The organism is Leifsonia sp. McL0607, from assembly GCF_049993355.1.
Lineage (GTDB): Bacteria > Actinomycetota > Actinomycetes > Actinomycetales > Microbacteriaceae > Leifsonia.
Window position 1 is genome coordinate 1830749 of sequence record NZ_CP188253.1, and the last position, 13607, is coordinate 1844355.

At 67.4% G+C, this 13607-nt stretch carries 12 protein-coding genes; 6 read left to right on the forward strand and 6 right to left on the reverse strand.

Annotated elements, in window-relative coordinates; all coding sequences use genetic code 11:
- Window positions 1-34: 34 nt before the first annotated feature.
- From ACPPVW_RS08845 to ACPPVW_RS08870, 6 genes are all read left to right on the forward strand, one after another.
- Window positions 35-991, forward strand: a complete 957-nt coding sequence (locus ACPPVW_RS08845) for a carbohydrate ABC transporter permease (RefSeq protein WP_426626114.1) — start codon at window positions 35-37, stop codon at window positions 989-991.
- Window positions 988-1875, forward strand: coding sequence for a carbohydrate ABC transporter permease (locus ACPPVW_RS08850; protein ID WP_426626115.1), 888 nt, complete (start codon window positions 988-990; stop codon window positions 1873-1875). Before ACPPVW_RS08845 ends, ACPPVW_RS08850 begins: the two co-directional genes overlap by 4 nt.
- Window positions 1872-3140: a family 1 glycosylhydrolase gene (locus tag ACPPVW_RS08855; RefSeq protein ID WP_426626116.1), complete on the forward strand. Its 1269-nt coding sequence runs from the start codon at window positions 1872-1874 to the stop codon at window positions 3138-3140. Before ACPPVW_RS08850 ends, ACPPVW_RS08855 begins: the two co-directional genes overlap by 4 nt.
- 37 nt (window positions 3141-3177) lie before the next feature.
- Window positions 3178-4698, forward strand: a complete 1521-nt coding sequence (locus tag ACPPVW_RS08860; protein WP_426626117.1) for an alpha-N-arabinofuranosidase — start codon at window positions 3178-3180, stop codon at window positions 4696-4698.
- A 69-nt stretch (window positions 4699-4767) separates the two neighbouring features.
- A complete protein-coding gene (locus ACPPVW_RS08865; protein ID WP_426626118.1) occupies window positions 4768-6882 on the forward strand; it encodes an RICIN domain-containing protein in 2115 nt (704 codons plus the stop codon).
- Between the two features lie 174 nt (window positions 6883-7056).
- Complete coding sequence (locus ACPPVW_RS08870; protein ID WP_426623129.1) at window positions 7057-8016, forward strand: IS481 family transposase; 960 nt, start codon at window positions 7057-7059, stop codon at window positions 8014-8016.
- 252 nt (window positions 8017-8268) lie between these two features.
- On the opposite strand, the gene ACPPVW_RS08875 is transcribed toward ACPPVW_RS08870, so the two are convergent.
- The 6 genes from ACPPVW_RS08875 to pxpA form a co-directional block, all read right to left on the reverse strand.
- The gene (locus ACPPVW_RS08875; protein WP_426626119.1) at window positions 8269-9300 is read right to left on the reverse strand and encodes a LacI family DNA-binding transcriptional regulator; all 1032 of its coding nucleotides are present in this window, start codon (window positions 9298-9300) and stop codon (window positions 8269-8271) included.
- A 103-nt stretch (window positions 9301-9403) separates the two neighbouring features.
- Complete coding sequence (locus tag ACPPVW_RS08880) at window positions 9404-10384, reverse strand: biotin-dependent carboxyltransferase family protein (protein WP_426626120.1); 981 nt, start codon at window positions 10382-10384, stop codon at window positions 9404-9406.
- Window positions 10374-11264, reverse strand: coding sequence for a 5-oxoprolinase subunit B family protein (locus ACPPVW_RS08885; RefSeq protein WP_426626121.1), 891 nt, complete (start codon window positions 11262-11264; stop codon window positions 10374-10376). The genes ACPPVW_RS08880 and ACPPVW_RS08885 overlap by 11 nt, the downstream gene beginning before the upstream one ends.
- Window positions 11261-12610 (reverse strand): acetyl-CoA carboxylase biotin carboxylase subunit, encoded by a 1350-nt coding sequence (locus ACPPVW_RS08890; protein ID WP_426626122.1) that lies wholly within the window; start codon window positions 12608-12610, stop codon window positions 11261-11263. The genes ACPPVW_RS08885 and ACPPVW_RS08890 overlap by 4 nt, the downstream gene beginning before the upstream one ends.
- Window positions 12610-12852: an acetyl-CoA carboxylase gene (locus ACPPVW_RS08895; protein WP_426626123.1), complete on the reverse strand. Its 243-nt coding sequence runs from the start codon at window positions 12850-12852 to the stop codon at window positions 12610-12612. Before ACPPVW_RS08895 ends, ACPPVW_RS08890 begins: the two co-directional genes overlap by 1 nt.
- 21 nt (window positions 12853-12873) lie before the next feature.
- The gene (pxpA, locus tag ACPPVW_RS08900) at window positions 12874-13605 is read right to left on the reverse strand and encodes a 5-oxoprolinase subunit PxpA (RefSeq protein ID WP_426626124.1); all 732 of its coding nucleotides are present in this window, start codon (window positions 13603-13605) and stop codon (window positions 12874-12876) included.
- Window positions 13606-13607 lie beyond the last annotated feature (2 nt).

A 13607-nucleotide genomic window follows, 5' to 3' on the forward strand; every position in this document is an offset into this window, starting at 1 on the left:
ACCGCGACGGCCCGCCCCCTCGACGGAAGTCACCATGACAACTCTCACCCGCACCAGGCGCGACGGTTCGCGGCGTGCGTACCGGCCACCCGCGCCGCTCGGCGGACGCCGCAGCACCGGCCGGGGCCGAGCGCGGATGGCGCTGCTGTTCCTCCTGCCGGCCCTCGTGATCCTCATCGCATTCGTCGGCTGGCCGATGCTCTCGGCCCTCCGGCTCTCGTTCACGAACGCCAGCGGGTTCGGCGTGGAGAGCTGGGTCGGCTTCGACAACTACGTGCAGATCTTCACCGACCCGCAGATCCTGGCCACACTCGGGAACACCGCGGTCTACACCGTCATGTTCACGCCGACGGCGCTGATCGCAGCCCTCCTCCTCGCCCTGCTGCTCACGAACAAGCGCCTGATCGCGCGCGGCTTCTTCCGCACCGCACTCTTCCTGCCGTTCATCGTCTCGCTCGCCGTCGCGGCATTCGCCTGGAGTTACCTGCTCGATCCGCAGGTCGGCCTCCTGAACTACTGGCTGCGCACCGTCGGCATCCAGCTCGGCAACGTGCTGCAGGATCCCGTGCTCGCCATGCCCACCGTGGTGCTGGTGGCGATCTGGAAGAACTTCGGCTTCTACATGGTGATCTTCATTGCTGGCCTGCAGGAGATCCCCGAATCGCTCTACGAAGCGGCGAAGATCGACGGCGCAGGAGCCTGGCGGCGCTTCGTCAGCGTCACCCTCCCGCAACTGAGCAACACGCTCGCGTTCGTCGTCGTCTTCGCGATGATCGCGGCGCTCCAAGCCTTCGACCAGATCTACGTCATGACCGGAGGCGGACCGTACCGCTCGACCCAGACGGTCGTCATGGATATCTACCAGGAGGGCTTCAAGAAGCTCGATCTCGGCCTGGCCACCGCCCTCTCATACGTTCTGCTGGCGGCCACGCTCCTCCTCAGCCTCGTCCAGTTCCGCTTCTTCGGGCGCCGGGAGAAGGACCTCGCATGACCACCACCGCACTCCGTCCGCCCGCCCCGCCCGGCGCCAAGGCCGCCCGGGCCCGGCCACGACTGCGTCGTTCGACCGAGCGCTGGATCCTGTTCGCCGCCGGCGTCCTCCTGACCCTGATCGTTCTCCTGCCCGTCATCGTCATCGTGCTGACGGCCTTCAAGCCGGCCGCGGAGATCAACGCCTTCCCGCCGACCCTCCTGCCGGGCGCCTGGACCCTCGACAACTTCGCGAAGATCTTCAACGACCTCCCGTTCGGACGGCTGTTCGTCAACAGCCTGGTCTTCGCCGGAGGGGTCACGGTCTTCGCGTTGGTGTTCGACTCCCTCGCCGCCTACGCTCTCGCGCGGATCGACTTCCGCGGAAGCCGGGTGCTGCTCATCGTCATCGTCGCCAGCCTGATGATCCCGTTCCAGGCCACGCTCATCCCCGTCTACCAGCTGGTCGCCCAGCTGGGCTGGGTGAACACGTTCGCGGGACTCATCATCCCGCGCGCCGCCGACGCGTTCGGCATCTTCTTCCTGCGGCAGTTCTTCATCGCGCTCCCGCGCGACCTCGACAACGCAGCGCGGATCGACGGGGCGGGGGAGTTCCGCATCTTCCGCAGCATCGTGCTGCCCAACGCGGTGCCCGCGCTGCTCACGCTCGCGATCTTCACCTTCGTCAACAACTGGAACGACCTGCTCTGGCCGCTGGTCTTCACGACATCGCCCGAGATGGGGACGATCACCTCCGGCCTCACGCTCCTCACCGGCCCGACCGGCATCATCCCCTACGGCACGATGATGGCCGGCTCCCTCATCGCGGTCCTCCCGCTCGCCGTCATGTTCCTCGTCATGCAGCGCCGCTTCATCGAGAGCGTCGCGACCACGGGGCTGAAATGACGGCCGCGCGCTGGTTCGAGGACGGCCGCCTGCACCTGGGCCTCGGCATCGAGGACACGTTCGTGCCGCAGTCGCGGCCCGGCGAACGGGCGATCGACGAGTACGAGCTCACCGAGCACTACCAGCGGTACGAGGGCGACTTCGCGCTCGCGGCCAGCGTCGGCGCCGAGCTGCTGCGCTGGGGCGTCCCGTGGTACCGGGTCACGCCGGAGCCGGGTCGCTGGGAGTGGGACTGGACCGACCGTGCCGTCGACGCCCAGCTGGCGGCCGGACTCCGCCCGATCGTCGACCTGCTGCACTACGGGACACCGCTCTGGCTCGACGCCCAGTTCGCGAACGCCGACTACCCGCACCACGTCGAGGAGTACGCCGCCCGCTTCGGCGACCGCTACGGCGACCGCGTCCTCGACTTCACGCCGGTCAACGAGCCGGTCATCCACGCGCTGTTCTCGGGCGAGTACGGGTACTGGCCTCCCTACCTCACCGGGCCGTCCGGATTCGCGACCATCGCCGCCAACCTCGCTCGCGGATTCGTGCGCAGCCAACGCGCGCTGGCGGAACGGGTCGGACCGGAGGCGACCTTCGTGCACGTCGCCGCGGCGATGAGCTTCGTCGGCGGCGACGTCGCTCCGGAGCACCACGAAGAGGCGGAGCGCCTCCGCCACCAGGTGCACCTCGTGGAGGACCTCGTCACCGGACGGGTCGACGCGTCCCATCCGCTGCTCGACCGACTCTCGCCCTCCCTCCCAGACGTCGAACTGCAGTGGTTCCGCGACAACGCGGTGCAGCCCGATGTGATGGGCGTCAACTACTACCCGCGCCACTCGACCGAGCTGTTCGAGGCGGGAGTGCACCACGGCGGCGGCTTCGCCGACCCGCGACCGAGCGTCGACCGCGGCGCAGACGGTCTGCGCGAGGCGCTGGAGCTCTTCGCCGCCCGGTACGGCGCACCCGTGATGGTCACCGAGACCTGCGTGACCGGCACGGTGCCGGAACGCGTGGAGTGGCTCGACGCGTCCCTGGCCGTGACCGAGCAGGCACGCTCCGCCGGAGTCGACGTCGTCGGCTACACCTGGTGGCCGCTCTTCGACATGTACGAGTGGACCTGGCGGCACACCGACCGTCCACGCTCCGAACACCTCCTCACGATGGGGCTGCACGACCTCGTGGAGTCGCCAGACGGCCTCCTCCGCGTTCCGAACCCCGTCGCCGACCGCTACCGCGAGCACGCCGTCAGGCTGGCCTCCGCACCGACCGCTCACTGACTGCACATCACCTACACCACTCACCGGAAAGAATCACATGCACGCAGCCCGCCTCACCCTCCAGCCCGCAGCCTCGATCGGGGCGATCAGCCCACGGCTCTACGGATCGTTCCTCGAGCACCTCGGCCGCGCGGTGTACGACGGCATCTACGAGCCGGGACACCCCTCGGCCGACGCGGACGGCTTCCGCACCGACGTCATCGAGCTGGTCAAGGAGCTCGGCGTCTCGGCGGTCCGCTATCCCGGCGGCAACTTCGTCTCCGGCTTCCGCTGGGAGGACTCGGTCGGTCCGCGCGGTGAGCGTCCCCGCCGCCTCGACCTCGCCTGGCACACGACCGAGACGAACGAGGTCGGGCTGCACGAGTTCCAGGCCTGGCTCGACAAGGTCGGCAGCGAGCTGATGCTGGCGGTCAATCTCGGCACGCGCGGCGTGCAGGAGGCCCTCGACCTGCTGGAGTACGCGAACCACCGCGGCGGGACTGCCCTGTCGGAGCAGCGCATCGCCAACGGGCGCACCGAACCGTTCGACGTGCGCATCTGGTGCCTGGGGAACGAGATGGACGGCCCGTGGCAGCTGGGCCACTCGACGGCGGAGGAGTACGGCCGGCTGGCCGCCAAGACCGCGGGCGCGATGAAGGCGTACGACCCGGACCTCGAACTCGTGGTGTGCGGCTCCTCGGGCTCCTCCATGCCGACCTTCGGCGAGTGGGAGCGCGTCACCCTGACCGAGACGTACGAGCACGTCGAGTACATCTCGTGCCACGCCTACTACGAGAACACCGGAGACCTGGGCAGCTTCCTCGCATCGGGCGTCGACATGGACTTCTTCATCAGGAGCGTCATCGCCACCGCGGACCACGTCAAGGCCGTGCGCGGCAGCGACAAGAGCATCGACATCTCGTTCGACGAGTGGAACATCTGGTACATCTCTCGGTTCGAGAACGTCGACCGCATCACCGGCGTCGACAATTGGCCGATCGCCCCACGGCTGCTGGAGGACACCTACAGCGTCGCCGACGCCGTCGTGTTCGGCAGCCTCCTGATCACGATGCTGAAGCACGCCGACCGGGTCACCAGCGCCTCTCTCGCACAGCTCGTGAACGTGATCGCACCCATCATGACCGAGCCGGGCGGTGCGGCGTGGAGGCAGACGACCTTCTTCCCGTTCGCCGCCACCTCCGCCCACGGCCGCGGCGTCGCCCTCGACGCGGCTGTCAGCTCCGGCACCTACCGGACGGAGAAGTTCGGCGAGGTCGCCCTCGTCGACGCGGTCGCCACCCACGACGAGGAGGCCGGCACGTACGCGGTGTTCGCGGTGAACCGCGCCGTCGACGGTCCGACCGAGCTGGTCGTCGACCTCACCGCACTCGGAGCCCGTGCCGGCGAGCTGGAGGTCACAGTGCGCACCTTGAGCGACCCGGACATCGACGCGGCCAACACCCGCGAGGACCCGGAGCGGGTCGCGCTCACCGACCTCCCGTTCACGCGCGACGGCGACCTCCTGCGCGTGGAACTGCCCGCGGTCTCCTGGACGGAGATCCTGCTGACGAATCCGTGACGACGTATCCGACGTCGTGACGCCCGTGCGCGCCCGCGCTCGGGTGAGACAGTGAGAAAGGAAACAAAGATGCTTCCATCACGCACCACGTCGGGATCGTCGCCACGGCGACGCCTCCGAGCACTCGCAGCGACGCTGGCCGCTGCGAGTGCTCTCATCGCGACAGCCCTCGTGGCCTCGCCCGCGGCCGCCGTCACGACCGGGAATGGATCGCTGGTCTACTCGCCGGCGGCCGGCACCTCCTTCAACCCCGAGGGAGGCCGCGCGGCCGGAACGACCTACGCCAAGAACATCGTTCTGAAGAACAGCGGATCCGCCAACGGGACGCAGCTCGTCACCTACGACCAGCTCGTCCTCGTGGGCGGCAAGCAGGTATACCCCATCTACCGGAGCACCGACAATGGCACGACGTGGACGCACCTCACCGACGTCGTGCCGAACAACGACTTCTCCACACTCACGCGTACCGCGCAGCCGTTCCTCTACGAACTGCCCCAGCAGGTCGGAAGCCTCCCCGCAGGCACGATCCTGCTCTCCGGCATGATCATGCCGACCGACCGCTCGAGCAGCCGCCTCGTCGTCTACAAGAGCAGCGACCACGGCGTCACCTGGTCGTACCTCAGCACCATCGACACCGGCGGCCCCGCCACCTACGACCCGAGTCCGACCTCCACCACCACCACGGTGTGGGAGCCGTCGCTCATCGTCGACGGCAACGGCAAGCTCGCCGCCTACTTCTCCGACGAGCGGCAGAAGGCGAGCGGCGTCCTTCAGGCGGTGTCGTATCGCGAATCCAGCGACGGCGGTCTCACCTGGGGTGCGGAGGTCAACGTCTCCGCACCGAACAACCAGAGCGACCGGCCCGGCATGATCACGGTCACCAAGCTCCCGGACGGTCGTTATCTCGCCACCTTCGAGGTCGTCAACCGTCCGAGCCGGACGACGAACACGGCGCCTGTTTACTTCAAGATCTCGCCGGACGGAGTCACCTGGTCGCCGACGACGAGCATCGGAACGAAGATCGCCCTGGCCAACGGCCGCGGCATCGGGTCCTCCCCCTACGTCAAGTGGGTTCCCACCGGCGGTCCGAAGGGCATGGTCGTGGTCGCGTCGAAGTGGGGGCTGGACGCGTCGGGCAACATCAGCGGCGGTCAGGACTTCTACGTCAACTACAACCTCGGCGCCGGTCCGTGGGAGCGGTTGCCGATGGCGGTGACCTACGACTCCACCGACAGCGCAGGAGGCACGTTCTCGGGCTTCGCGCAGAGCTTCGACACCAGCGTCGACGGTCGCACGCTGTACCAGGCGACCAACGTGGAGAACGCCAGCACGACGTACAACGACATCCGCGTCGGCTCGATCCCGCTGGACGCTCAGCAGTACGAGGCCGAGAAGGCGACCCGCACCTCCGACACGTCGCTGGTGACCGATGTCAATGCGGCGAACGGGAGCAAGGTCGGCAACATCAACCTCTCCACCAGCGCGGTGACCTTTACGGTGCGGGTGCCGAGCGCGGGCTCGTACACCCTCAACGTGCGGTACGACAACGGCACCGGAGGGACGAGCACGCACAATGTGTCCGTCAACGGAGGCGCGGCATCGTCGATCAGCTATCCGGCGACGGTCGACTGGGGCCGATTCCTGTGGGCGCAGAAGACCGTCACCCTGAACGCCGGCGCGAACACTATCGCGTTCACGAAGGGCACCTCCTTCGCCGAACTCGACCAGCTGCAGGTCTACCAGCCGAGCACCCAACTCGACTCCCAGTTCCGCATCGTCAACCGCAACAGCGCGAAGCTCCTGGAGATCACCTCCGCGCTCGTCACCGACGGAGCACTGGCCGGACAGTGGGCTGACACCGCCAATCCGACTCAGATCTGGAACTTCCATCCCGTGACCGGAAGCACGCAGCTGTTCAACGACAACAGCGGCAAACTGCTGGAGATCCCTGGCGCCCAGACGGGGAACAACGTCCAGGCCGGTCAATGGGGCCCGACGGGCAGTGCCACCCAGAACTGGAATCTCACGACCAGCAACGGCTACTGGACGCTGACGAACGCGAACAGCGGCAAGGTCCTGGAGATCGCCGGATCGTCCACGGCCAACGGAGCCGCCGCGCAGCAGAACCCGTCTACTGGTGCGAACAACCAGCAGTGGCAGTTCATTCGGGAGGGCATCCAGTAGTTCGTCGACCGGTCCCGACACGCCGCCACGGGCATTCCCGAGATGGCGTGCCGGGACCCGGTCCTCAACGCGGCTAGTTGTAGTTCCCCGACACGTTGTGAACGGTTGAGGTGAGCGAAGACCTCCGTGGAGGATGTGGGTTACCACACTCACATCTAGCCAACGGAGGTCTTCGTGACTCACGCTAATGCACCGTTGACGCCGGAAGGGCGTCGACGGCTGGTCGAGCTGGTTCTGGAGCGCGGGTGGTCATTGCGGCGGGTGGCGGAACGGTTCCAGTGCTCGCCCGCGACGGCGAAACGGTGGGTCGATCGGGCACGCGCAGGCTTGCCGATGACCGACCGACCCTCCCGCCCGCACTCGTCCCCGAATCGGTGTCCGGCCCGGTTGGAGCGCCGGATCGTGGCGTTGCGGTTCAGGTGGCGGTGGGGTCCGCATCGGATCAGCTACCACCTCGGTGTTCCCCGTTCCACCGTGGGCAGGGTGCTGGCCCGGTATCGGATGCCGCTACTGCACCACCTCGATCAAGCGACCGGGCTCCCTATCCGCAAACCGAGGGCTGTCCGTTATGAGCACGCTCGCCCCGGCCAGCTGGTCCATGTCGATATCAAGAAGCTCGGCCGCATCCCCGATGGTGGTGGCCACCGAGTCCTGGGGCGGGCAGCAGCACCGTCCCGGCACCGCGGCCGCGGCTATGCGTTCCTGCATCACGCTATCGATGACCACTCCAGGCTGGCCTACTCGGAGATCCTGAACGATGAGCGCAAAGAGACCGCCGCCGGATTCTGGCTGCGCGCCAACGCGTTCTTCACCGCCGCTGGGATCACCGTCACCGCGGTCATGACCGACAACGGTGCGTGCTACCGGTCGAAACTGTTCGCCGACGCTCTCGGCACGAGAGTCAAGCACCGGCGCACGCGCCCCTACCGGCCGCAGACCAACGGGAAAGTCGAACGATTCAACCGCACCCTGGCCACCGAGTGGGCCTACGCGCACGCCTACCTCAGCGACGAAGCCAGAGCCGCAACCTACGACACCTGGCTCCATCACTACAATCACCACAGACCCCACACCGGAATCGGCGGCCTCGTCCCCTCAGCCCGCGTTCACAACCTCACGGGGAACTACAGCTAGTGCGAGCAATTCCGGAGGCTGCGGTCCACACGCCCGCGAATCTCCGGCGGAACGGTACCGACCCCGGCGTGTCCCCGCGGGTTCCGGAGTTACGGACACTCCGCGGACCGTGCGGGCAACTCCGGAGGTCACGGACGACACGCCGCACGAGAGTCCGTTCGTCCGGATTCGCGCAGCGAAGTCCGCCAGGACTCCGGAGGAACGGAGCCGGAGGCACGCCACCGGCCTGGACGCCGGAGTTGTCGGACACTCCTAGACGCCGGCGACCCGCTCACCCAGTGGCGCGGACTCGCGCGCGATCAGTCGGAACGGCACGGCGATCTCGCGGGGGGCGTCCTCCACCCGTCCCGCGATCCGCTCGAGGAGTAGTTCGATCGCCGTCTCGGCGATCTCTTCGCGGCCAGGGTCGATGGTGGTGAGGGCCGGCATGGAGAACTGCGTCTCGTCGATGTTGTCGAAGCCCGTGATGGCCACATCGCCGGGAACGCCGAGGCCGTGATCTTGCAGTGCACGCATCGCGCCGAGCGCCAGCGTGTCGTTGAAGGCCACCACTCCATCGAACTCGACGCCGCGCTCGAGGAAGCTCCGCATGGCCAGCGAGCCGTCGCGACGATGCCACGGCCCGACGCTGACGACCAGATCCTCCTCGAACGGCAGCCTGGCAGCGGCCAGAGCCTGCCGGTATCCCGTGAGCCGCAGCCCCGCGGATCCGATGACCTCGCCGGGGTGTGCGCCCAACGCCACCAGGCGACGCCGACCACTCCGCAGCAGATGCTCCGTCGCCGCCTGCGCGCCTTCGACGTTCTGCATGGTCACGTGGTCGCGGGGCCCGTTGAAGAGCCGTTCGCCCAGAAGGACGGTGGGCAGTGGGAGTTCCTCGATCGTCGCCCTGTCGCGCTCGTCGAGGGTGAGCATGCTGTAGAGGAGGCCGTCGACCATCCCGGCCCTGCGGGCGCGGAGCACGGCCAGTTCGCTCTCCCTGTCGTTACCGAACTGCTGGATGAGGACCGATTGCCCCCGCGCCGCAGCGGCCCGCATCACGGAGTCCGCCAGCTCGGCGAAGTAGGCGTTCCGCAGCTCGGGGATGAGAAGGCCGATGACGTTCGACTTGCCGGAGCGCAGGCTCCGGGCCGAGAGGTTCGGCGTGTAGTCGAGCTCGGCGATGGCCGCGAGAACCTTTTCTCTGGTCTCTGCCCGAATGTACGGGTAGTCGTTGATGACGTTGGAGACCGTTTTGATGGACACGCCGGCCAGTCGGCTCACGTCGTGCAGCGTCGCAGGCATCGATTCCTCCCTCGGGTGAACCTAGCCTACAACGTTGTACCCGCTTGGTGTGGGTCTCTCGCCGGACCCTGGGCGCCGACGCGGCCGTCTCCTGGGACAGGCGCTACCTGCGGTGCTCGAGACGGGCGATGAGTTCCGCGACCCGACGGGTGCGGTTGTTTCGAGCCGTGAGGGCGGCCTCCATGTCGACGGGTGTGAAACGAGTGACCGTGCCCGCGGTGGCGCGCGCGAGAACGTCCAGGTCGGCGCTGATGACCGTCGCGACCATCGCGTACCCGCCGCCGGAGACAGCGTCGCGGTGGAGCACGATGGGCTGGGTTCCGCCGGGGATCTGGATCGAGCCGACGGCATACCCGGCGTCGACGATGTTCGACGGGTCCTGGCCGGCGCCGAACGGCCGCGGGCGCTGTCGCCATTCCACGCCAGGTCCGTTGTAGCGCAGTCCCATTCGATCCGCCTGGGTGGTGAGTGTCCAGTCCTCGTGCACGAGCCGACGCATCCCCTCCTCGGTGAGGAGGTGATCGTAGAGACCGGGCATCACCCGGATTTCCTGCTCACGCGAGAAGATCGGCCGTTCAGCCGGCGGGATCGACTTCGCGGGTGGACAGTGGCCGGTAGCCGGTCCGATCGGGAGGACATCGCCCGCGCGGACCGCTCTACCGTCCACTCCACCGATCGAGCCGATCGCGTAGGTCGATCGACTGCCGAGCGCAGCGGGAACGTCGATACCTCCCCGTACGGCGATATAGAAGCGGCTGCCTCCCTGGATCAGGCCGAAGCTCAGCTCGTCTTCGGTCGCGAGGTCGATCCGGTACCACTGCTCGACAGGCTCGCCATTGACCAACACGACGACCGGAGCTCCGGTCACGGCGATCGTCACGGGTGCACGGGCCCGCAGAACAGGACCCATGTAGGTGCACTCCAGCACAGCGTCGTCCGCGTCGTTGCCGACCAGGGCGTTCGCGAGGCGAGCGGACTCCATGTCCATCGCGCCGCCCTGAGGGAAGCCCAGGTTGTAGAAGCCCACTCGTCCACGGTCTTGCACGGTCGTCGAGAGTCCGGGCTGGAGCACGTCAAGCGACATCGAGAGCCTCCAAGATCATCTGGTTCGTCGCAGTCGGTTCGGAAGCAGCCAGCGCGGTGTCGAGTGAGATCGGCGCCTGCCGGTAACGGAATGTGCCCGCTTCCAGCTGCTCCTGGATGAGTGCGTATTCGGTCGCCTCGATCGGCCGAAACCGGACGATGTCGCCGCTGCGGAAGAGCACTGACGACTCCCGGAAATCCGCGAGACGCTGCGAGGGGTCGTAGATCGGAGCCGCGGCAACGCCGAACATCTGATATCCACCGGCGCCGCGAACCGAGTACACCGCTCCGAAGCAGCCGCCGTGACCGACCGTCAACGGTGGCGTGTCTGTTCTGGGGCTGAGGTATTTCGGAACCTGCAGTTGCTCGTCCTGCTCGACGAGTTGATAGAGGAACGGGAGCCCGGCGACGAATCCGACCATCGAGACGATCCAGGGCGCGCTGTGGTGGCGCCGGATGAACTCGTCCTTGTCGGCGAGTCCGTTCACGGCAGCCGCGTACTCGAGGTCGGTGCTGCCGGGATCCTGGTGGTATCCCGAGCGGAACCGGGCCGCGACCTCGGCGGTGAAGGGGTCGTCATACCAGACCGGCACCTCGATGACCCGCGTTTCGATGCTCGTCGACGTCGCGGTGACCTCGGACTCGATCCGTCGCACCAACCGTTCCAGCGCCCCGGAATCGAGAAGGTCGGGATCGAAACGGATGAGCAACGAGGCGTTGGCCGGACAGATGTCGACGATGCCGGCCGGCCTCTCATGCTCGATGCGCGCGGCGATGGACGTCACACGGAAGTTCGCTGCGAGGCTCATCGCCTCATCGATCTCCACGAAGAGGAACTCGTCTCCGCCCCACGTGTACCGGGCCTGTTCGCGCATGCTCATCGGGCGGTTCGCGACAGGTACGCCTCGACGAACGTGGTCGTGTGCTCCGAATCGATGAACTCCGGCGCGTCCAGAAGCCTCCGGTGCAGGGGGATCGTCGTCGCGATCCCTTCGATACGGGAGTCTGCCAACGTCCGCTCCATCGTCTCGATCGCCTGCGCGCGTGTTGTCGCGTGGACGATGACCTTGGCCACCAGCGAATCGTAGAAGGGCGGAACGGCGAGACCTTCGTCGTAGCCCGCGTCGACCCGTGAACCCGGTTCGTCCGGCCACCGCATCACGGTGATGAGCCCAGGGCTGGGGAAGAACTGACGGTCCGGGTCTTCGGCGTTAATGCGGCATTCGATTGCGTGCCCGCTGAACTGGATGTCCTCCTGACGGAACGCCAGCGGCTCCCCTTGCGCGACGCGAAGCTGCTGCTCCACCAGGTCGATCCCGGTGATCTGCTCGGTGACGGGGTGTTCGACTTGGAGCCGAGTGTTCATCTCGATGAAGTATGCCGCCGACCGGTCCGGGTCGTAGAGGAACTCGACGGTGCCCGCTCCGATGTACCGAGTCGCCTCGGCAAGTCGAATCGCGGCGGCGCGGACCTCGCGACGCACCTCCTCCGGGAGATTGGGCGCCGGCGCCTCTTCGAGGACCTTCTGCGAGCGGCGCTGCATCGAACAGTCGCGATCTCCGAGGTGGATGCACCGCGCACCGTCGCCGAGGATCTGCACCTCGATGTGTCGGGCCCGGCGAAGATAGGCCTCGAGATACACGGTGTCGTCGCCGAACGAGGCCCGAGCTTCGGCGCGTGCTGTGGCGAGTGTCGCTGCGAGCTCGTCGCCGTTCTCGACGAGGCGGATGCCTCGCCCTCCACCTCCCGCGCTCGCCTTGATGAGAAGCGGGAAGCCGATCTTCGCGGCTTCGACGCAGGCCTCGTCGGTGTCGGTCAGCGGGCCGTCGGTACCCGGGACGACCGAGACGCCGGCGGCGCGCGCGGCGGCGATCGCGCGGGCTTTGTCGCCCATCAACTCGATCGTCTCTGGGGAGGGGCCGACCCAGATCCGGCCGGAGCGGATGACCGAACGAGCGAATTCGGCATTCTCGCTCAGGAACCCGTAGCCCGGGTGCACGGCGTCTGCGTTCGTCTCGTCGGCGGCACGGAGCACGGCCTCCGCGTCGAGGTACGAGCTGGCGACAGGTGCGGGCCCGATCACGACCGCCTCGTCGGCCAGCCGCGCCGCCAGGGATTCCCGGTCCGCTTCGGACACCACGGCGACCGTGGCGATGCCAAGCTTGTGCGCTGAACGGATGACGCGAACGGCGATCTCACCGCGATTGGCGATCAGCAGTTTGCGCATCAACGATCTTCCCGCACCGTGACGATGACGTCTCCGGGGTTCACCGCTCCGAAGTCGTCGACGCGGAACGTCTCGATGACTCCGGTGGCCGTCGATTGCACCTCCGTGAACTGCTTCATGATCTCGACGATGCCGATTGTCTGACCGATGTCGATCCTGTCGCCCTCCCTCACGAACGGGTCACGGTCGGGGGCCGGCTTTCGATAGAAGATACCGGGCAGGGGGGAGACGATGTCAGCCATAGCGGGATGTCCTTCGTGAGGTCAGCGCGCCAGGACGGCGCGCACGGATCGGGCGACGTCCACCGAGTTCGGGGCGTCGGAGTGAATGCAGACGGTGTCGAAACGAAGCGTGAGCGGCGAGCCGTCGATCGCGGCGATCGGTTCTCCCGCCAGGGCTGAGGCGACGCGCTGTGCGGCGGCTGCCGGGTCGGTGAGGTGCGCGCTGCGGACCAGCGCGAGGGTTCCGTCGGGGTTGTAGTCCATGTCGACATACAGTTCGGCGACGAACTCGATGTCCGCTTCGGCGCAGATCCGTTCATGTGCGGTACCGGCCAGACCGAAGAACGGGACATCGAACACACGCACGGCACGGGCTGCCGCGCGCATGAGGTCGTCGTCTTCCGCGAGCATCCCCCACAGGGCGCCGTGCGGTTTGATGTGGCTCAACGGCAGACCTGCACGGCGAAGGTACCCGGTCAGAGCGCCGGTCTGATAGACGATCAGGTTCTCGACCTCGTCCGGGGTCAACGCCATCCGCCGTCGCCCGAACCCGGAGAGATCCGGCAGCCCCGGGTGCGATCCGACTGCCGTTCCGGCGGAGCGGGCGAGTTCGACGGTCGCAGCCATCACCTGCGGGTCGCCCGCATGGAATCCGCATGCGACGTTCGCGAAGTCGAGGAGCGGCATCAAGGCTGCATCGCTGCCGAACGCGTGGAGACCGAGCCCCTCGCCCATGTCTGCGTTCAGGGTTACTGGTCGTCGTCGGCTGGGCATGC

Coding starts and splice junctions, on each gene's coding strand:
- ACPPVW_RS08845 (WP_426626114.1), top strand. CDS start 35: ATGACAACTCTCACCCGCACCAGGCGCGACGGTTCGCGGCGTGCGTAC.
- ACPPVW_RS08850 (WP_426626115.1), top strand. CDS start 988: ATGACCACCACCGCACTCCGTCCGCCCGCCCCGCCCGGCGCCAAGGCC.
- ACPPVW_RS08855 (WP_426626116.1), top strand. CDS start 1,872: ATGACGGCCGCGCGCTGGTTCGAGGACGGCCGCCTGCACCTGGGCCTC.
- ACPPVW_RS08860 (WP_426626117.1), top strand. CDS start 3,178: ATGCACGCAGCCCGCCTCACCCTCCAGCCCGCAGCCTCGATCGGGGCG.
- ACPPVW_RS08865 (WP_426626118.1), top strand. CDS start 4,768: ATGCTTCCATCACGCACCACGTCGGGATCGTCGCCACGGCGACGCCTC.
- ACPPVW_RS08875 (WP_426626119.1), bottom strand. CDS start 9,300: ATGCCTGCGACGCTGCACGACGTGAGCCGACTGGCCGGCGTGTCCATC.
- ACPPVW_RS08880 (WP_426626120.1), bottom strand. CDS start 10,384: ATGTCGCTTGACGTGCTCCAGCCCGGACTCTCGACGACCGTGCAAGAC.
- ACPPVW_RS08885 (WP_426626121.1), bottom strand. CDS start 11,264: ATGAGCATGCGCGAACAGGCCCGGTACACGTGGGGCGGAGACGAGTTC.
- ACPPVW_RS08890 (WP_426626122.1), bottom strand. CDS start 12,610: ATGCGCAAACTGCTGATCGCCAATCGCGGTGAGATCGCCGTTCGCGTC.
- ACPPVW_RS08895 (WP_426626123.1), bottom strand. CDS start 12,852: ATGGCTGACATCGTCTCCCCCCTGCCCGGTATCTTCTATCGAAAGCCG.
- pxpA (WP_426626124.1), bottom strand. CDS start 13,605: ATGCCCAGCCGACGACGACCAGTAACCCTGAACGCAGACATGGGCGAG.